The organism is Legionella sp. 39-23 (assembly GCF_001897665.1).
Taxonomy (GTDB): Bacteria; Pseudomonadota; Gammaproteobacteria; order Legionellales; family Legionellaceae; genus Legionella; species Legionella steelei.
Map to the genome: position 1 here is coordinate 158,478 of NZ_MKTO01000038.1, position 19,200 is coordinate 177,677.

The following is a 19,200-nucleotide window of genomic DNA, read 5'->3' on the forward strand; positions in this document are numbered from 1 at the left end:
TAAACTACGGAAACGTGCGTGTTATAAAAAAGGAACTTAAAAAAATATGCTAACCTTTCCCTACATTAATCCTGTCGCATTTTCACTAGGTCCAATACAAGTCCATTGGTACGGCTTAATGTATTTGATTGGTTTTGTGAGTGGCTGGTTACTCGCTCATTGGCGTAACAAACACTATCATCTGAATTGGACTTCAGAACAAATCAGTGATTTGATCTTTTTCGCAGCCCTTGGTGTCATTCTTGGGGGGCGCATCGGTTATATGCTTTTTTATAATTTCCCGGATTTACTGCATGATCCCTTGTCTTTATTTAAAATCTGGCAAGGAGGAATGTCGTTCCATGGTGGTTTACTTGGGGTTGCTGCTGCACTCTGGTACTTTTCTCATAAAAGTAAAAAATCATTCTTAGAAATCGCTGATTTTATTACACCACTGGTTCCCATAGGCTTAGGTGCAGGACGTATCGGCAATTTTATAAATGGCGAATTATGGGGCCGGGTGACCGATATGCCTTGGGGGATGGTATATAGCCATGTTGATAATCAGCCGCGACATCCTTCGGAGTTGTATGAATTTGGTATGGAAGGAATTGGATTATTTCTTCTGGTTTGGATCTATGCACGTAAACCTCGTCCTGTTGGGCGAGTATCCGCCGTTTTTTTAATGGGATACGCGGTGTGTCGTATCATTGCTGAGTTTTTCCGACAACCTGATCCGCAGCTTGGTTATCTTGCATTTGGATGGTTGACTATGGGACAAATTTTATCTATTCCCATGTTATTATTGGGACTCTGGTTATGGTGGCTTAAACGATGAAAACTTATTTGAATTTGCTAGAACATATTTTGCAGCACGGCACCCAAAAAACAGACCGGACAGGAACAGGGACCCTATCGGTTTTTGGCTATCAAATGCGCTTTGATTTACGCCAAGGATTCCCTTTAATAACGACCAAAAAATTACATATGCGCAGTATTGTGCATGAATTACTGTGGTTTTTAAAAGGGGATACCAATATTGCCTATTTAAATGAAAATGGGGTTACTATTTGGGACGAATGGGCTGACAGTCATGGAGATTTAGGGCCTGTTTATGGCAAACAATGGCGCAATTGGCCAACGGCAGATGGCCGTACAATTGACCAACTCAGCGATATTGTGCAGCAAATCAAAACCAATCCTGACTCACGCCGTTTGTTGGTTAGTGCCTGGAATGTTGGCGAACTGGAGCAAATGGCCTTAATGCCTTGTCATGCTTTATTCCAATTTTATGTGGCAGACGGAACCCTGTCTTGTCAATTATATCAACGCTCTGCGGATGTATTCTTAGGCGTACCGTTTAATATTGCTTCTTATGCGCTGCTAACCCATATGGTTGCCCAGCAATGTAATCTCAAAGTAGGCGATTTTATATGGACAGGTGGAGATTGCCACTTATATCTCAATCACTTAGAACAAGCCCGTACCCAATTAAGCAGAGAACCCTTGCCTTTAGCGTCTTTAAATATCAAACGCAAACCCCAATCCTTATTTGAATATGTTTATGATGATTTTGAGTTTGTGAACTATCAATCTCATCCTGCAATCAAAGCGCCCATCGCGGTTTAAATGCCTTATTTGCACCTAGATTCACTAGGCTAAGAAAAAAATCTCATTGAACCCTCTCCCATATGCGGAAGAGGGGATCCTGGCTGCAAGCAGCCAGGCTACATTAATTACTTTATTAGAATCAGACCTCTTGCATCACCTCGGATTTTGCTCGAGGTCTATTTAAAATAACTGCGGATTTTTTCAGGCAAAGGTACAGATTTACTTTGTGTATAATCCACCCAAACAATTTTGCAACTGCCTTGCGCCATCATGACCTCATCCTGATAGAGCTCATGATCCATCATCATGCTGGAGTTGCCCAGGCTATGTATTTTGGAACACAGCGTCACGGTCGCCGGATAAATAACTGGTTTTAAAAAAGTACATGCCACATGAATAACTACAGGGCCAGTTTTTCCGGCCATACTAATATTGAGCTCTCGTAACCATTCAATACGCGCTTCCTGAAAATAATCAAAATAACGTGCATTATTTACATGCCCTAGTGCATCCATATCGCCCCAAGCTATGGGAAAAACCTTTTTATGTATTTCGATTTTCGACTCAGTCACCACTCGACCTCCTTCAAGATAAATCCATAGGATCCACATCCACATTCCAACGGACACCATTACTTAATTTATTTCCCGCAAGCCATTGGCGTAATTGGGTTAAAACATTTTTTAAGTTTCTCCGCGACGAGGATTTAAGTAATAATTGCATACGATATTGATTGGCTTTACGCGGCAGAGGAGCAGGTGCAGGACCCATCACCGTAATGGCATGCTCCAGCATTTGTTCTTTAGCCGCATGTAAGAAGTTTAATACACTCCCCGCAACTTTTCCTTGGGCTCTAATGATGGCCAAATAGTGAAAAGGGGGCAGTTGCGCGTGTTGACGTGTCATTAATAATGCATCTGCAAAGGAATCATATCCTTGCTGAATCAATAAATTCAGCAAGGGATGATTGGGTTCATGCGTTTGAATCAAAACCTGGCCAGCTTGCTCTGCACGCCCTGCACGCCCCGAAACTTGCATTAATAATTGTCCTAAATGCTCTAGAGCGCGAAAATCCTGATTATAAAGTCCGGCATCTGCATCAAGAATAACGACTAAAGACAGGCGTGGGAAATGATGGCCTTTGGCTAACATTTGTGTGCCCACAATTAACTGTGCCTCGCCTTGATGAATTTTATGCAGATGTTCATTTAAAGAATTCTTTTTACGCACCGCATCCCTATCAATGCGCACTACTTCAGTACTCGGAAAATAGCTACTTAAAAATTCATGAATGCGCTGGGTACCGGCCCCAACAGGGATCAATTCCATGCTTTGGCAACTGCGGCAACGCTCTGGTTTCTTTTGGGTCAGTCCACAATGATGGCAGATCATCTGCCCTAGCTGTTTATGCAGCGTTAAATGACTGTCACAAGCACGACAGTCAGCCATCCAACCACATTGATGACATAACACAACAGGTGCAAAACCGCGGCGATTGATGAATACCAGTACCTGATTTTTTTTGTGCAAATGCTCTTTAATGACGTGTAATGTGGTTGTTGTCAAACCATGTTGCAATGTTTGCGACCGTAAATCAACCAGTTGATAATGCAAAGGGGTAGTGGAGAGTGCCTTATGGTTCAGACGTAATAATGTGTATTTTTTTTGCTTCACATTGTGCATGCTTTCAAGGCTTGGGGTTGCTGAACCTAAAATAATGGGAATATTGGCCAAATGCGCCCGCATCAACGCAGCATCTCGGGCGGAATAACGCACGCCTTCCATTTGCTTTAATGACGCATCGTGTTCTTCATCAATGACAATGAGGCCTAAATTGGGCATAGGCGTGAACAGTGCAGCTCGAGTGCCAATCACCATCTGCACCTTACCTTCCTTAGCCAATTGCCATGCGACTTGCCGCTCCGTTTCATTCAAGCTGGAATGAATTACGGCAATTGGCTGTTTAAAACGTGCCGTAAAGCGGGAGACCAATTGTGGTGTTAAGCCGATTTCAGGAACTAAAACCAAAACTTGTTTTTGTTGCTCTAATATTTTCGCGATTACATGCAAATAAACTTCCGTTTTGCCACTGCCAGTAACCCCTTGCAATAAAAAGCACTGATATTGATGCAATGCATCGGTAATTGCCGCCACAGCCACTGCTTGTTCCGGATTAAGTGCTAAGGGAGGCGACAATGCCGTCTCTTCTTTTTCTGGCAACTTGATTTGCTGGGACAAAGAAATAACCTCTGTAGCAAGTAAATTGCACAGTTGTGTGGAATTAAATCCTTGCGCTGTCAAACGCTGTTTGGCAACTGGTTCGTTTTGGGAGTTTAAGAATTCGATAAGTTCCAGTTGCTTACGCGCACGGGCGGGGATGCGCTTTTTGGCTTCTTCAACTGGTAATGCCAGTTGATAAAAATCACCCATAGGTAATTGGCAGAGCTCCCCCAATCGATATTTTTTAGGTAAAGCCAGAGGCAATACTTCAGACAAAGGCGATTGATAATAATTGGCAATCCATAAGCATAAAGCTAACATGTCTGTATCGATTAAAGAATACTTATCAATGACCTCGCTGATACTTTTTAGGCAAGTGACATCCTGCGCCGAGTTGCTTGCGCCAATTATTACCCCCAAACGGGTTTGCTTGCGAAAAGGCACCCAAACTCGAGCGCCTGTACAGGGGTTTAAACCATCAGCGACATAATCAAAACAATCCCGATGAGTATGCGGAATGCACACTTGATAGACCGTTTTCCCAAGCTCCTGGGAACGTTCATCATGGATTAGCTCTGAAGATGTGTCTGCAGATATGGTCACGGAATTGTCCCAATAGAATGCTCACGACCGTTCTTATTCATGCACTCTTTGCCATTGATGGCTGGCTGATTGTCCCGGAGCCGAAAAAACCTTAACCAGAACTTGTTCAATACGATGCCTGTCCAACTCTGCCTTATCTTTAATCAGTTCATTAACAAACCAACGTGATAACTCTTCAACGGTAATATTGGTTACTGGCAATAAAGTTACATCTTCTTTAAGAAATGGAATTTTTTTGTGGTTAAACGTAAAATAATAATATTCTTTATCCTCAGCATATTCCAGAAAAGGAGAAAATTGCGGCATCAGAAAAGTTTGATTCAAATGACGGCATAATTTATGGATACGTTCTTTGTAATAGCGATAGTCAAAAGTCATCCCATTTTCTTCAACCCAAGTCGTGAGTGCCAAATAAACGCCATACATATGGCCATGTAATGGCTCTCTTTCAGTTGCAGAGAAAATAGTCGTGTGACCAGCAGAAAATTTCATGGACTCTTTTTGTAATTCTACTGTTGTCAGGTATTTTTTTATATTCATAAACTCACTCGTTTATCATTTAATAAAAATCCGTTTAGAGAAATTTCTACATCCTTACTTAATGCAATGACTTTAAATAACTCCCCCATTTCACTGGGAAGGGTAAGCTGTTTTATCGCTTGTTTTGCTTGTACTTGCACCAACTCATTATCTGCTGAATTCAATAAGCTTAGCAAACCGTTCGCCAGCAAAAAAGAGGCCTGGTTCGTAAAACCAGCAATATGAAACCCTGCTTGTTGCCCGGCTTCTGCCACGTGCGTAAAATCCACATGTGCAGTAATGTCTTGTTCTCCCGGATGTAATAAAGGATCGGGATGGCTATGATGTTGATAATGGCACATTAAAGTCCCTTGATTGCGATCTGGATGATAATATTCATGGCGCGGAAATCCATAATCAATTAAAAAGACCACGCCCTGCTTTAACATCTGATACGTATTCAAGATCCAATCATCAATAAAAAGATTCACCTCAGAAAGATAAGGTACATCAGGTAACGATAATCGCTCCTGTACATAATCCAGTAACCGTTGATTATGACAGGGCTTGAATCGTTCGCTGAGTTGCTGCTGCTCATTCAAAGCAACATAACTTTCCATAATACCGTCTTCTGTTTTCATGAACCGATGGACAGGCATCGCATCCAGAACTTCATTAGCCAGAACTACTCCATTAAAAGGAACCTCCGGCCAACGATCAAGCCAGGTAACTAAATGGGCTAAATGAGGAATTTTCTGTGCGATAAGTTCACGTTGGCGATGCTGTAAATTCGCACTGACCTCCAAAATATAATAAGCCACTGGCAAAGAGTTATGCTCTTCTAGATGTTCTAATACCGCCACACAAAGTGCGCCAGAGCCTGCACCAAATTCGAATACAACGGGAGACTCCAGTTCCTTAAGGACTTGCAAGCATTGATTTGCCAACGTTTTACCAAATAAAGGGGTTAACTCAGGAGCAGTAATAAAATCACCATGCTTCCCTAGTTTTTGCAACCCAGAACTGTAATATCCTTCACCAGGAGCGTACAATGCAAGTTGCATGAATTCTACAAAAGGGATAGCCTGACGTTCATTCAGTAATGCGTGTAGGGTGTGTATTATACTCATAGTTAATTACTTAAAAAAATTGCAGATACAACCTGGGTAAAAAACTCCTGCCAAGAGCTTAATTCTCCCATCCCCCACACAGGGAGATGGTGCCTGTCAGAGCGGATGAGGAGACGTCCTCGCCTTGTTCCTCTCACTGTGAGTAGCAGTAGGTAACCCAGAATATCTAAAGAATAGGAACCATACATTGAATCCGCCAAACAAACAAGAAGCAAAAGTTGCCTTAATCACTGGCAGTTCGCGCCGAATTGGCGCGGCTATTGTAAAAAAACTACATGCAACAGGATATAAAGTAGTCATTCATTGCCATCATTCATTGTCAGAAGCCCATTCTCTTGCTGCCCACTTAAATAGCCAACGAGCAAACAGTGCCTTTGTAGTGCAAAGAGATTTAACCGCACCATGTGCCGCGGAAGAAATTATGACGGCAGTGCAAGATTGGGCGGGACAGTTGGATTTATTAGTCAATAATGCCTCTGTTTTCATCCGTACAGAATTTACGACCTTTGCGGAAACAGATTGGTATGCGCTTTTTGACATCCATGTTAAAGCACCTTTTTTACTAAGCCTTGCAGCTCGTCCATTATTAGCCAAGCAATCGGGAGCAATTATCAATGTAACCGATACCCATGCAGAAAAGCCACTGAAAGAGTACTCCGTCTATTGCCAAAGCAAATCAGCTTTGGAAATGCAAACAAAAAGTTTAGCACGCGAGTTTGCTCCTGAAATCCGGGTCAATGCAGTTGCTCCAGGAGCAATTGCCTGGCCTGAGCACAACAATACGTTGCCCCCAGAACTACAAGAAAAAATTATTGCGAAAACCCCATTAAAAAAGCACGGTAATCCTGAATACATTGCCCAGGCCATTTTAGCTTTAGCGGAAAACCCCTTTATTACAGGACAAATACTCAAAGTAGACGGCGGAAGAAGTTTGCTCGGCTAATCGATTGTAGCCCTGGATGAAGGGAAACCTATAAACCCGGGTTATGGTCTCGCCCACACCCTGACTACAATGCGGACTAAATAACGCTTATCTAATTGCTTAATGAAAAAACTTATTGAATAATAGACAAGATCAATAAGGACGGATGAGTAAATTCATGAAGAAAATAGCTACCTTTTTATTTGTTACCTTCAATATCAGTATGGTACATGCTGGTGCCATGGGGATCATAAAACCTTCTTGTAACCCCGATGTCACTGTTCCCTGTCCATGTAATGCATGGGAGATAGGCATTAGTGCTTTATATTTACAGCCGAATACCAATTCCCCCCTACTAAATCCTACATTGACTATAAATAATATCGCAGCTGACGGCACATCTACTAACACGTTTAAGAACATTAAATCCCCTTGGGATTGGGGTTTTTTACTAGAAGGTGGCTATCATTTTAACACTGGTAATGACCTTAATATAAATTGGTTGCACTTCCAAGGGAACCGCTCGAGTAGCGTGATTACCTTAATTAATGCAGACCCAGACAGACCAGATATCAATAACTCGATGAATTTGAGGTTTGATACTAATTTTGATGCAGTCAATCTTGAATTAGCACAAACCAGCTACTTCGGGAATACAACAAATATTCGTTTTTATGGCGGTGGACAATATGTCAACGCCAAGATTAAACGTGCTGAATCTAATTTTGAAGAAATCGTTGGCGAACCGGGCGATATTCTTTTTCAAGAATCAGTATCTCATACTAAATTCCAGGGTGCAGGTCCTCGCATTGGGATAGATATGGCTCATAAGCTAAACAATAGTTTTGCTGTATTTGCGCAAAGCGCCACAGCCATCCTCCTTGGAGAAAGAAAGGCAAAATTATCTGGAGCAAACATAAGCGGAAGTAATGTTACTTCGTTCAGCGCGAATGCCAAAGGGGTCCATGTCGTCCCCGAAGTGGAAGCAAAATTAGGGGCCAGTTATCAATGGAATACACACAAAGGACAGTTTAGTTTAATGGCCGGTTGGATGTGGCAACATTATTTTGATATGTTTCTTCTACCTCCAGGAGGAAACTCTAATCCTGCAACCGTAGTCACTCAGAATGATTTCTCTTTAGATGGTCCTTTTATCACGGCAAAATGGGTTTCTGGATGTTAAAAAATACTCATGATGACAATAACCCCTCCTCATTACTTACATGCTGCAGCATGTAAGTAGGGGGCGACCTATTACGTCGTCTATTCATAAGCAAATGGGAGTCTTGTTTTTTCTGCTTCTGGTTGCATCGTTTTTGTTTAAAGGCACAAGCGATTATTCAATTTTACTGCTCAGCTACAGCATAATGCTTGTTGCACTAATTGGTTCTATTTCCCTCCATTGGTCTGCCAAATTAATTCAATGCACCACAATAGCGTTTTGGCTGATTCTCTGGCTTGTCTGGATAATACTCCTTCCGCTATTGAGCTGGGTGCCCAATACTGCTTTTTTCGGCATCTTCCAATGCTCTGCGTGGATATTTGGTTTTTTTTTAGTGGCTCAAAATCTTCGCACTGAATGGTTATGGCAAAATTTGCTCCGATTATTGTGGGTATTGGCTTTGGTTTGTGCCGCCTATGCCTTGATTCAGCTCTGGGGTAAAAATGAAATGCCTGCTGGATTTTTTGCAAGCAAAAATACTGCTGCAGCCTTTTTAATGACAGTTAATCTATTACTAATAGGAAAATTCTTTACATTAAATCATCCTCAACTCATTGAAATAAATCAATCTAAAACACAAAAAACAATTGATAATACTTTGCTTCTAATCAGTATTTACATCATCACCCTTGCTTTGTTTGCAGCCTTAAGCCGTGGTGTAATTCTTTGTTTTATTTTCTTTGCTTTGCTAGAAGTCGCTTTGTGTCGCCATACAATAAAAATAAAAAATATTTATCAACTATCTGCTGTTCTGGTTTTGGCTTTATGTACCTTGTATCTCTTGGCGCAACCTGCCATCCAACATCGGCTGGATTTACTAGCGCATGAGAAATCACGCCTTGTTATTTGGCAAGGTGCGTGGCACTTATGGCAAGTAACCCCCTGGTATGGGCTTGGTATTTTCAATTTTAAACAGTACTACCCTGCGTTCAGTTTAGCGGGTGATGGTTCCAATCTCGAATATGCGCATAATGACTTTTTACAGTTGTTGATTGAAACAGGAGTTCCAGGTGTTGTTATCCTGCTTGGAGTGATGGTGACGTGTATCGTCTATTTAAAACGCTACTTAAGCCATCAAAATAAAAATCCTATTGCCGGGATTCAGGGTATGGCGTGCTTTGCGGCATTAAGTGCACTGGTTTGCCATAGTGTGATCGATTTTAATTTCTATGTATTTCCCATAAATCTCCTCATGGGATGTTGCTTGGGGTACCTTTATTACTTCTTTAAACAAGAAGGCTGCATCAGAGTTTATTCAATACCGTCTGGTAAAAGTTTTTGGATTCTACAATGTAGCCTAATTGTATTTCTCCTGCTCGTAAGCAGTTACTTTGTTCGTTTTTTAACCCTAGAACACTATATTGGCAAAACTGAAGCGGCACTGCAGGAAAAACAATTTCGGAAAGCGGTTAATTACAGTAATTATGCATTGAAATCATTTCAATTTGTTGAAGTTCAAAGCCTGCAAATTGATGCTTACCTGCAATTGCTCCAGCACACGCCATCGGAGCGTCAACGGTATGACTGGACAGCAAAAACAGTAGCGGCTATTAATCAAGCCATCGCAATGAACCCATACTTCGCTCATTCATATTTTCAAATGGCCTTGTTACAAAGCTTGGTCTTTGATAACCCACAGGAAGCAAAAGAATATTTTCTTAAAGCACTAAAAAATAATCCGCATTTTTGTTTGGCGCGACTTACTTTTGCTCGATTTTTAGTCGAGCAACATAAGCTACAGTCCGCTCAGGAAGTTTTGGAGACTGGTCTTCATTATCCAATTCCCCCAAAATATATAGAGCTTTACCTCAATTATCTGGCCAAACTTCGTTTTCAAAACGGCGATCCGCAAGGGGCTAAAAAAGTAGTGGCGCGATTACAACATCTCGTTATTTATAACCAAGATTATAGCGATCTCATTTAAACTTAAATTGCTTTTCGCTCCGCCCCACCTGTAGATGTAGGTAAAAAATAAGTAGGCTTGGCTGTTAAGCCCAGCATTTTCCCATTAAGACATACTAGGCTTAACAACCCAGCCTACCTTGTTTGTAGATATACCAAGATTGGGGTAATTAATTATGGTTTATTTAAGATATAGATTGCAAAAAACTATCAATTCCAACTAAAGAACCCAATTGATAAAATCGATTTAATAGTGACTCATCAAGCCATGTACCAAAATAGTAACGAATCAAAGATTTGCTTTGCAAAACTGCCTTATATTCATCTTCCAGACTAGCCAATCCTTGCAAATGGGTCATAAACAAGCAGATTTTTTCCGTGACACTTACAGGAACACCCCGCTGCTGCAATAACTCCTGATAAAGCCAAGGCTTACCACTTCCCGCACGCGATATCATGTACGCGTCACAACCACTTAACTCTACGGCTCTTTGTAAACTGGCAACATCATGAATATCACCATTAGCAATCACTGGAATAGTCATGTTTTGTTTGATTTGTGCGATTTGCTGCAGATCAGCAGCGACATCATAATCATCAATCCAACGTCGGCCATGCACAATCAAAGCATCTGCACCCGCCTCTTCGATTTTTTTTGCCAGTAAAAGATCCTGTTCATTGCCTTGGATACGAATTTTTATAGTTAAAGGGATGGTAATGGCCGCACGTACTTCCTGAATAATTCGTACCAATTGTTCGGGAGCCTCAAGCAAGGCACTTCCCGCACCTTTTTTACGTATTTTAGGTTTAGGGCAGCCACAATTAATATCAATAATATCCGCCCCATTGAACTGTAATCGTTGGGCGGCTTGCGCCAATATGTATGGTTCTGTGCCTGCAATTTGATATGCAAGAATCTGTTCCTGCGGCGCTCGATAAATATAACGTGAATTAGTACTGTGTTTATGGAGGATATCGGTTGCAGAACTCATTTCCGTAACGCAATATGCAGGTGTCAGATATCGATTGAATAAAGTTCTGAATGGCGCACAACTATAACCTGCCAAAGGACCTTGAATTAGCCGATTGGGTAGCGTCAGAGAGCCTATTTTCAACGAACTGTTAATAAAAGCGTGCATCAATTTATTTCATGGATATAATGAGGACCTATTTTAACATACTTAAACCTAGAAAAAGCAGTTTAAACTTGCTGCACAAGCCCAAGGTACTGAATCAAATAGGAAAAGCTTTATGGACAAACGCTACTTATCCCCGTTAGAAATGCTCAATATCGCAACACAACATGCCTATGCTGCTGATTATCTATTACAACAAATCACAGATTGGACATTTCGACAGGCTGATCCACTTACCGTATTAACCCCAGTGACTTCGCTAATGTACCAAGCCTTTCAACTGACATTAAAAGCATACTGTTTACACGATCATCGTCCAGTGAAAGAGCATAAGAAACTTATGGAGTTGGTTGAATTAAATAGCCATCTGGGCTTTTCTCGGCAAGAGCTCGTTTTATTTAAAACCCTAGCAAAGCAACAGGTTTTTCTTAAAGGAACGGATTACGATTTATGGGAAAATCAGCAACAACTGCATGTCTTTTGTGAAGAAATTCTTTCTCTTTATCAAAAGTTACAAACATTGATGCCATTAGAACTGCAACCCGATTATCAGCAATAATCATGTAGCCTGGGTGAAGCGAAGCGTAACCCGAGTTCTCTGGATATGAATAAAATTTCTCGACCCGGGTTGCGCTTCGCTTCACCCAGGCTACAATGAGGCAGCATCTTTAGATAAAAATGCACAAACATTAAACAACCAACCATTCATGGTACTTGGCATCACACACAATTCACGCTAGGATAAGTTCTCTTTATTTTATTCTATTTAGTGTTACTTATATTAAGGTAGAAACTATGGAGCAGGTAGAAGACAATAAGACTGGAAATGCTGTGCAGCACCAAATATTACAGCTAAGTCATCGCTTAAATTCGCGAATTTTAGGTCAGAATGGATTAATTTCACGTTTACTCATTGCTTTGCTTGCTGATGGCCATTTACTGGTAGAAGGTGCGCCTGGGTTAGCAAAAACCAGAGCAGTTAAAGAATTGTCTGATGGAGTCGAAGGTAATTTTCACCGCATCCAATTTACACCTGATTTATTGCCGGGCGATTTAACGGGTACTGATGTATATCATCCACAAAATGGTTCATTTGTATTTCAACCAGGCCCCATATTTCATCATTTGCTTTTAGCCGATGAAATTAACCGCGCCCCAGCAAAAGTACAATCAGCTTTACTTGAAGCAATGGCAGAAAGGCAGGTTACTATAGGAGGCAAAACCTATCCTCTGCCTGAATTATTTTTAGTTATGGCAACACAAAACCCAATTGAGCAAGAAGGCACTTATCCCTTACCTGAGGCTCAATTAGACCGATTTTTAATGTATGTAAAAATTAGTTATCCTGATGCTAAAGTAGAGCATGATATTTTAGCCTTATCACGCAAAGAAGCCTTAGGTGCCACAATGGCCAGCAAACCACTGGCATCGGAAAAATTATCGCAAAAAACATTATTTGAGGCACGTAAACAAGTACTTAACGTGCATACAAGCGAAGCATTAGAGAACTATCTGGTGCAATTGGTCGTAGCAACACGCAATCCTGGCGTATACAGCGAAGAATTAGGTCGTTGGTTGCGTTTTGGCGCCAGCCCTCGTGCTACGATTGCCTTAGATCGCTGTTCTAAAGCTCATGCTTGGCTTTCCGGAAGAGATTATGTCACTCCAGACGACATCCACGTCATTGCTCATGATGTATTACGCCATCGAATTTTATTAAGTTTTGAAGCTGAGGCGGAAGGAATCAGTAGCGATGATTTTATTGACTCCTTATTACGTTTAGTTGCTGTTCCGTAGTTGTAGCCTGGGTGAAGCACAGCGTAATCCGGGTTTTTCTGCAGATTCCCCGGGTTATGGCATGTGCCTTCACCCAGGCTGCGATATGGGTGAGTTAAGCTCTATCTATCCTACACAGCATATGAGGTATACGAGGTTTTTATGGCTAATGGCGTTATTGCACAATTAAATGAATTGATTGACTTGAGGCGTTATGTACAATCGGTTCATTATCACCCTGAAGGTAAAGCAATACGATCCGGCAATCATTTATCCAAATTACGTGGCCGTGGAATGGATTTTGCTGAAGTAAGAAATTATCAGGCAGGTGATGAAATACGTCATATGGAGTGGCGCGTCACTGCGCGCACCGGTAGACCTCATGTCAAAATTTATCAGGAAGAACGTGAACGACCAGTAGTCCTTCTCACTGACTTTAATCCGTCAATGATTTTTGGTACACGCATTGCGTTTAAATCAGTGGTTGCCGCCCGATTAGCGGCACTTCTTGCCTGGACCGTAATCAAGGAAGGCGATAGAGTGGGCGGTGTATTTTACTCAGCGACCGATCACAGCGAATTTACTCCCCGCAGTCGTGATATGGGGGTACTGCCCTTGTTAGCGTCCCTAAGCCGATATACGGATCAGTCCGAAGAACAAAGAGAAGCCAAACCAAAGCTACTTAGTGATGCCTTGGCTCGCTTACGACGCGTTGTGAGACCCGGAAGTATCCTCGTTCTAATCAGCGACTTTTACTCTATGGACAGTGAATGTGAAAAACATTTAAATCGGTTACGTTATCATAATGACATTCTGGCCTATCATATTTGTGATCGCGTGGAACTTGCACCACCAAAGCCACAGCAATACGCGATAACCAATGGACAGCAAGAAATAATACTCGATACCAGCCTACGTTCGGTGAGCACGGCTTATGAGCAGTATTGTCAGCAACGCATCGATCGCTTGCAAAATCAATTGCGGCGCTTATGCATTCAGTATGTGCAGGTCACCGCAGATATTGATTTAGCACAGTTGGTGCGGCAAACGTTTCCTAGGAGGTCGCGTGGCTAACACAGCTCCCTTGGCCCAGTTAAAAGACATACATCTTCCGCCGCCTATTGGGTGGTGGCCATTGGCCCCTGGTTGGTACATTTTGCTTGCATTTGTTTTATTTTTAATAATCATGCTCGCTTACGGTGCTTATAAAAGACATCGTCATGCTTTGGCAAAGAAACAAGCGTTGCTGTTGTTACATGACTACCAAAAACACTATGAAAAAGAACAGAATAGCTCCTTAACCAGTGCACATATTTCAGAATTATTACGTCGAGTTGCCCTTGCCTATTATCCAAGAGAGCGCGTTGCCAGTTTACATGGAGAAGAATGGTTGCACTTTTTAAATGAAACCGGCAAAGGAATTGATTTTAATTTGGTAAAAGACATGTTGTTAGATGCCCCCTTTAAAACAGGGGAAACTATGGATCTCAACCCCTTGTTCAACACCGCACAACGTTGGATTAAACAAAGGAGGGTGCCATGTTCGAATTAGTCAATCCTTGGATTTTAGTACTTTTACCTTTGCCCTTGATCTTCTGGTTTTTAATCCCTAGAGCCAAAGTACAATTGCCCTCTGCATTAAAAGTACCGTTCTTTGCAGCGATGCTCCCTATAGCGGATCAAGAAAAACGTTCTGTTTCTGCACAATATTCGCTAATCATTCCGGCTATAGTGTGGTTATTATTGGTAGTTGCTTTAGCAGGACCACGCTGGATTGGCGCCCCCAAACCCATTGCCCGTGAAGGGTTTAACATCATGTTGGCTTTAGATTTATCTGCCAGTATGGAAATCCCCGATATGCTCCTGCATGGACGCCCGGCAAGTCGTTTAAGTGTAGTAAAAAGTGCTGCTGAGCAATTTGTACGCGATCGTTCTGGAGACAAAATTGGTCTGATTCTTTTCGGAACACACGCCTACTTACAAACACCACTCACTTATGACCGACAGACCATTCTTTTACGCCTAGAAGATGCCACAGCAGGGCTTGCAGGGAGAACTACATCCATTGGCGATGCCGTTGGCCTTGCGGTAAAACGCTTGGATGATGTACCTAAAGAAGGAAGAATTCTTATTTTATTGACGGATGGAGCAAATAATTCAGGCGTCCTTGCGCCGCTAAAAGCAGCAGAATTAGCTAAAGATGAAGGAATTAAGATCTATACCATTGGCTTAGGATCTGAAGCAGAATCAAGAGCCTTAGTTGGTGATTTTATAATGCAAAATGCTTCTGCCGATTTGGATGAGGAGACTCTACAAAAAATGTCGGACATGACTGGAGGCCGTTATTTCCGTGCTACAGATACTAAAACATTACATTCTATCTATAAAACAATTAACAAATTAGAAGCAGTAACCCAGGAACAAGAAACTGTTCGTCCGCAAAAAGAATATTATCCATGGTTTATTGGTGCAGCCTTACTACTTTGTTTCTCTTGGCTGATTAGAAAAACAAATCTGACCATGAAAGTACGCTCAGTAGCAGCCGCTCAGGAGGCATTAAAATCATGATCGCAGATTTTCATTTTTTAAGGCCTTGGTGGTTTTTAATGATTTTACCTTTATTAGGATTGATTGTGGTTTTATGGCGACAAAAACCTCAATTACATGCCTGGTCAGAAATTTGCGATTCTCATCTACTCAGCCATCTCCTGCAAAAAAAAGGACAAGGACGACGCATGAGCTCTATGCTCTGTCTGTTTATAAGTATTCTATTTATGATTGTGAGCATCGCGGGTCCTGCCTGGTATAAACTCCCCGTAGCAACCTACAAACCAATACAACCCAGAGTTTTAGTTTTAGATATGTCAGACAATATGATGGCTAACGATTTATCACCCAATCGACTAAGTCGCGCAAAATTCAAGTTGCATGATTTATTTGCGCATAAAGATGTAGGCCAATTTGGTCTTGTGGCCTTTACCAGTGAACCTTTTGTGGTTTCGCCACTTACTGATGATGGGCAAACTATTTCCTCCTTACTTTCCTCTCTCACTCCAGATGTCATGCCTGTAACGGGACAAAATCTTGATAGTGCCTTGAGCGAAGCCAGCAACTTAATCAAACAAGCAGGTTATAACCAAGGACAAATTTTGGTATTAACTGCCGATACTCCTTCGGATGCTGCAATTGCCCTGGCAAAAAAATTAGCTGATTCAGGCATTTACTCTTCGATTATGCCAGTTAAAGCGGATAAGAATCTCAATCCACTGTTTGGTCGTTTTGCCGATGCAGGTGAAGGACAATTGGTACAATATACTCCAGACGCAACCGACTTAGATCAATGGCTTAATGCAAGTAATAATCAACAATTTGCTTTAAGTAAAGACGAAGACATACCACTTTGGCGTGATGAAGGACGTTGGTTTTTAATCCCCGCGTTGCTGATGCTTTTGCCTGTATTTCGACGTGGTTGGATACAGAGGATGGCTGTATGATGCGTTACTTTATTCTTTTATTCATTTCATTTTTGCCTTTAAACACTCATGCTTTTAATTGGCAAGACCTATGGTCAACACCGGATCAGCAAGGACGAGACTTAATGTCAAAAAATCAATTCAAACAAGCCAAGGAAACATTTACGGGTAGTGCTTGGGCTGCGACGGCGGCATATCGTGACGGAGATTACCAAAAAGCTGCCGCGTTGTATCAAGAATTAAACAATGAACAAGGCTATTATAACCAAGGCAATGCTTTAGCGCATATGGGACAATATGAAGAAGCAATTAAAGCCTACAACAAGGCATTGGCACTCAATCCCAAAAATCAGGATGCGCTTTATAATCGTAAGTTAGTCGAAGATCTTTTGAAGAAAGATAAAGAACAGAACCAAAACAAAGATCAACAAAACAAAGATCAACAAAACAAAGATCAACAAAACAAAGATCAACAAAACAAAGATCAGCAAAACAAAGATCAGCAAAACAAAGATCAGCAAAACAAAGATCAGCAAAACAAAGATCAACAAAACAAAGATCAACAAAACAAAGATCAGCAAAACAAAGATCAACAAAACAAAGATCAACAAAACAAAGATCAGCAAAACAAAGATCAGCAAAACAAAGATCAACAAAACAAAGATCAGCAAAACAAAGATCAGCAAAACAAAGATCAGCAAAACAAAGATCAACAAAACAAAGATCAGCAAAACAAAGATCAACAAAACAAAGATCAACAAAACAAAGATCAACAAAACAGCGAAGCTCAGTCTGAAGCAGAGCGGGAAAAGCAACAAGCTAAAGAACAGTGGTTACGTTTGATTCCAGATGATCCTGGTGGATTAATGCGAGAGAAATTCTTACGTGATCATTTACGAAGAGAACGTGGGTGGTATTAATGAAGAAATTAATAATTATTGGTTTTTTTTATTTATTCAGTACTCTAGTTTATGCTGAAGCACAAGTGCAGATTGATCCGTCGCAAATCGGTATTGATGATTCATTCAGATTAGTCCTGACTCAAGATAATGCACAAAACGGGGGAATTCCTGATCTGAGCCCATTGCAGAAGAACTTCATGATTCTTGGCACTGAACGCAGCATGAATTATGTAATTATCAATGGGCAAGCACAATCATCTAGCGAATGGACTGTCACATTAAAACCAAAAAAAGAAGGCAAATTAACAATCCCAGCGATTAGAATTGGTGGAGAATATACCAAACCATTAACTATTGATGTACGCCCAGGTACCGCGCCACAAAGTACTCCCAGTGACAATTCTGCGACCCCACAGCAAAATCAGGCTCTTTATTTAACAGCCCAAGTTAATAAAAAAAATCCTTACGTAAATCAACAAGTTATTTATAAAGTAACTTTATACTATTCCAAAAATTTTTTAGACCATAATTACCAACACCCACAAGTAGAAAATGCATTACTGATTCCCTTGGGAGAGAACAAACGCTCTCAGATACAAAAAAATGGAGTGACCTATATTGCCGAAGAACAAAATTATGCCATTTTCCCTCAAAAAAGTGGGGCTTTAAAAATTAAACCACCCGTGTTTAGCGCATTGCTCTATGAGTTTAACCCCGAACGAGTTCAAGCTACGGCCAAAACAATTAGTCTTAATGTACAACCAATACCTAAAGAGTATTCAAGTAAAATATGGTTGCCCGCTAAAGGCGTTAAATTATTTGAACAATATGAACATTTGGATCAAACCATTAATCAAGGTAACACATTAATTCGTACTGTAATTATTGAAGGTGTGGGTATTCCCGCACAACTATTACCCACACTCAAGTTTGCTAAAACAGATGGGCTTAGTATTTACCCAGAGAAAGGGAAAGATAAAAATCGGATAACTCAGGGAGAATTGATTGGCCGTACTGAAATTAAAGTGACTTATTTATTCAATAAAGCAGGAAAAATAACAATCCCGGAATTAAAACTCCCTTGGTTCAATACCGAAACAGGAAAAGAAGAAGTAGCTTCCTTGCCTGCAAAAACATTTGAAGTAATATCCACAAACACCGCCCCGGCGACAGACACAAAACAACCTGCTGTACGCAAAAATGAACATGCTGCCCAACCCGCACAGCTAACGAGTGAATCTACTTCGCCAACCCAAATCACATGGGCCTGGATAGTTGCAGCACTTTTTGCTTGTGCCTGGCTGTTTACTATAGCCCTATGGGCTTGGCAAAAACGTAATAAAAATACTGGCAAAGGTCAATACAAAACGGCATTAAACGAACTTCATAAAGCCTGCACACAAGGAAATCCTCAACGCGCACGTGATGCATTATTAAAATGGGCAAGCTTGCAATGGCCCGATGCCCCCATATTAAATCTAACGGATTTAACCCGTCTTACTACGGATGTGCCGTTTAAAAAACAAATACAAATTTTGTCGCAAGTATTATACAAAAGCAAAGAAAAAACCTTGTGGCGTGGGGATGAATTGTGGCGTAGCATTCAGCAAATGAAAAAAAATACCAATAAGAAAGAAGATAAGAACAACCTACCGCCTATTAATCCGGCTTGATTTGCAACACATAGCAAAAATCTCCCTCACCCTAACCCTCTCCCCTACGCAGGCGCGGTGGAGAGGGGATCCAAGGTGAGGATACCTCAGGCGTAACAACCCAGCCTACCCGTGCTGTATGTTTATCATGAC

General features: G+C 41.2%; 18 protein-coding genes. 12 read left to right on the forward strand and 6 right to left on the reverse strand.

Annotated features, from left to right (window positions below):
* Window positions 1–46 precede the first annotated feature (46 nt).
* On the forward strand, window positions 47–817 hold the full coding sequence (gene lgt / locus BGO44_RS14560; RefSeq protein ID WP_273198740.1) for a prolipoprotein diacylglyceryl transferase: 771 nt from the start codon (window positions 47–49) through the stop codon (window positions 815–817).
* Window positions 814–1,608, forward strand: coding sequence for a thymidylate synthase (gene thyA, locus BGO44_RS14565; RefSeq protein ID WP_058511523.1), 795 nt, complete (start codon window positions 814–816; stop codon window positions 1,606–1,608). Before lgt ends, thyA begins: the two co-directional genes overlap by 4 nt.
* 158 nt (window positions 1,609–1,766) lie before the next feature.
* Here the strand turns inward: thyA and BGO44_RS14570 are convergent, their stop codons facing one another.
* From BGO44_RS14570 to BGO44_RS14585, 4 genes are all read right to left on the reverse strand, one after another.
* Entirely contained in the window at window positions 1,767–2,201 is a 435-nt protein-coding gene (locus tag BGO44_RS14570; protein ID WP_157070753.1) for an acyl-CoA thioesterase, read from the reverse strand.
* On the reverse strand, window positions 2,176–4,380 hold the full coding sequence (locus BGO44_RS14575; protein ID WP_463673240.1) for a primosomal protein N': 2,205 nt from the start codon (window positions 4,378–4,380) through the stop codon (window positions 2,176–2,178). Before BGO44_RS14575 ends, BGO44_RS14570 begins: the two co-directional genes overlap by 26 nt.
* A gap of 66 nt (window positions 4,381–4,446) precedes the next feature.
* Window positions 4,447–4,953: a 6-pyruvoyl trahydropterin synthase family protein gene (locus BGO44_RS14580; RefSeq protein ID WP_273198738.1), complete on the reverse strand. Its 507-nt coding sequence runs from the start codon at window positions 4,951–4,953 to the stop codon at window positions 4,447–4,449.
* Window positions 4,950–6,062, reverse strand: a complete 1,113-nt coding sequence (locus BGO44_RS14585) for a class I SAM-dependent methyltransferase (protein ID WP_273198737.1) — start codon at window positions 6,060–6,062, stop codon at window positions 4,950–4,952. The genes BGO44_RS14580 and BGO44_RS14585 overlap by 4 nt, the downstream gene beginning before the upstream one ends.
* Before the next feature lie 187 nt (window positions 6,063–6,249).
* On the opposite strand from BGO44_RS14585, the gene BGO44_RS14590 reads away from it, so the two are divergent.
* From BGO44_RS14590 to BGO44_RS14600, 3 genes are all read left to right on the forward strand, one after another.
* Window positions 6,250–7,005 carry a pteridine reductase gene (locus BGO44_RS14590; RefSeq protein WP_273198736.1) on the forward strand — a complete coding sequence of 252 codons (756 nt, stop codon included), beginning with the start codon at window positions 6,250–6,252 and terminating at the stop codon, window positions 7,003–7,005.
* A 157-nt stretch (window positions 7,006–7,162) separates the two neighbouring features.
* A complete protein-coding gene (locus BGO44_RS14595) occupies window positions 7,163–8,167 on the forward strand; it encodes an Lpg1974 family pore-forming outer membrane protein (protein ID WP_058511519.1) in 1,005 nt (334 codons plus the stop codon).
* A gap of 373 nt (window positions 8,168–8,540) precedes the next feature.
* Window positions 8,541–10,130: an O-antigen ligase family protein gene (locus BGO44_RS14600; protein WP_273198735.1), complete on the forward strand. Its 1,590-nt coding sequence runs from the start codon at window positions 8,541–8,543 to the stop codon at window positions 10,128–10,130.
* A gap of 163 nt (window positions 10,131–10,293) precedes the next feature.
* On the opposite strand, the gene BGO44_RS14605 is transcribed toward BGO44_RS14600, so the two are convergent.
* Window positions 10,294–11,247 (reverse strand): tRNA dihydrouridine synthase, encoded by a 954-nt coding sequence (locus tag BGO44_RS14605; RefSeq protein WP_273198734.1) that lies wholly within the window; start codon window positions 11,245–11,247, stop codon window positions 10,294–10,296.
* Window positions 11,248–11,359: 112 nt separating this feature from the next.
* Between BGO44_RS14605 and BGO44_RS14610 the strand changes: the two genes are divergently transcribed.
* The 6 genes from BGO44_RS14610 to BGO44_RS14635 all read left to right on the forward strand — a co-directional run bounded on the left by BGO44_RS14610 (window position 11,360) and on the right by BGO44_RS14635 (window position 16,514).
* Window positions 11,360–11,803: a hypothetical protein gene (locus BGO44_RS14610; RefSeq protein WP_273198732.1), complete on the forward strand. Its 444-nt coding sequence runs from the start codon at window positions 11,360–11,362 to the stop codon at window positions 11,801–11,803.
* 236 nt (window positions 11,804–12,039) lie between these two features.
* On the forward strand, window positions 12,040–13,041 hold the full coding sequence (locus BGO44_RS14615; protein ID WP_058511516.1) for an AAA family ATPase: 1,002 nt from the start codon (window positions 12,040–12,042) through the stop codon (window positions 13,039–13,041).
* A 141-nt stretch (window positions 13,042–13,182) separates the two neighbouring features.
* Window positions 13,183–14,094, forward strand: coding sequence for a DUF58 domain-containing protein (locus tag BGO44_RS14620; protein ID WP_273198730.1), 912 nt, complete (start codon window positions 13,183–13,185; stop codon window positions 14,092–14,094).
* Window positions 14,087–14,572 (forward strand): DUF4381 domain-containing protein, encoded by a 486-nt coding sequence (locus BGO44_RS14625; RefSeq protein ID WP_273198729.1) that lies wholly within the window; start codon window positions 14,087–14,089, stop codon window positions 14,570–14,572. The genes BGO44_RS14620 and BGO44_RS14625 overlap by 8 nt, the downstream gene beginning before the upstream one ends.
* Window positions 14,560–15,588 carry a VWA domain-containing protein gene (locus tag BGO44_RS14630; RefSeq protein WP_058511513.1) on the forward strand — a complete coding sequence of 343 codons (1,029 nt, stop codon included), beginning with the start codon at window positions 14,560–14,562 and terminating at the stop codon, window positions 15,586–15,588. Before BGO44_RS14625 ends, BGO44_RS14630 begins: the two co-directional genes overlap by 13 nt.
* Complete coding sequence (locus BGO44_RS14635) at window positions 15,585–16,514, forward strand: VWA domain-containing protein (RefSeq protein ID WP_273198727.1); 930 nt, start codon at window positions 15,585–15,587, stop codon at window positions 16,512–16,514. The genes BGO44_RS14630 and BGO44_RS14635 overlap by 4 nt, the downstream gene beginning before the upstream one ends.
* A 315-nt stretch (window positions 16,515–16,829) precedes the next feature.
* Here the strand turns inward: BGO44_RS14635 and BGO44_RS18620 are convergent, their stop codons facing one another.
* Entirely contained in the window at window positions 16,830–17,294 is a 465-nt protein-coding gene (locus BGO44_RS18620; protein ID WP_353743540.1) for a pentapeptide repeat-containing protein, read from the reverse strand.
* Window positions 17,295–17,412: 118 nt separating this feature from the next.
* Here BGO44_RS18620 and BGO44_RS14645 point away from each other — a divergent pair, with 118 nt between their 5' ends.
* Window positions 17,413–19,068: a protein BatD gene (locus BGO44_RS14645; protein WP_273198724.1), complete on the forward strand. Its 1,656-nt coding sequence runs from the start codon at window positions 17,413–17,415 to the stop codon at window positions 19,066–19,068.
* The last annotated feature ends 132 nt before the right edge of the window (window positions 19,069–19,200 follow it).

Bases quoted from the DNA above. Each gene is read 5' to 3' on its own strand.
- lgt (WP_273198740.1), top strand. From the start codon at position 47: ATGCTAACCTTTCCCTACATTAATCCTGTCGCATTTTCACTAGGTCCA.
- thyA (WP_058511523.1), top strand. From the start codon at position 814: ATGAAAACTTATTTGAATTTGCTAGAACATATTTTGCAGCACGGCACC.
- BGO44_RS14570 (WP_157070753.1), bottom strand. From the start codon at position 2,201: ATGTGGATCCTATGGATTTATCTTGAAGGAGGTCGAGTGGTGACTGAG.
- BGO44_RS14580 (WP_273198738.1), bottom strand. From the start codon at position 4,953: ATGAATATAAAAAAATACCTGACAACAGTAGAATTACAAAAAGAGTCC.
- BGO44_RS14585 (WP_273198737.1), bottom strand. From the start codon at position 6,062: ATGAGTATAATACACACCCTACACGCATTACTGAATGAACGTCAGGCT.
- BGO44_RS14595 (WP_058511519.1), top strand. From the start codon at position 7,163: ATGAAGAAAATAGCTACCTTTTTATTTGTTACCTTCAATATCAGTATG.
- BGO44_RS14605 (WP_273198734.1), bottom strand. From the start codon at position 11,247: ATGCACGCTTTTATTAACAGTTCGTTGAAAATAGGCTCTCTGACGCTA.
- BGO44_RS14610 (WP_273198732.1), top strand. From the start codon at position 11,360: ATGGACAAACGCTACTTATCCCCGTTAGAAATGCTCAATATCGCAACA.
- BGO44_RS14615 (WP_058511516.1), top strand. From the start codon at position 12,040: ATGGAGCAGGTAGAAGACAATAAGACTGGAAATGCTGTGCAGCACCAA.
- BGO44_RS14620 (WP_273198730.1), top strand. From the start codon at position 13,183: ATGGCTAATGGCGTTATTGCACAATTAAATGAATTGATTGACTTGAGG.
- BGO44_RS14630 (WP_058511513.1), top strand. From the start codon at position 14,560: ATGTTCGAATTAGTCAATCCTTGGATTTTAGTACTTTTACCTTTGCCC.
- BGO44_RS14635 (WP_273198727.1), top strand. From the start codon at position 15,585: ATGATCGCAGATTTTCATTTTTTAAGGCCTTGGTGGTTTTTAATGATT.
- BGO44_RS14645 (WP_273198724.1), top strand. From the start codon at position 17,413: ATGAAGAAATTAATAATTATTGGTTTTTTTTATTTATTCAGTACTCTA.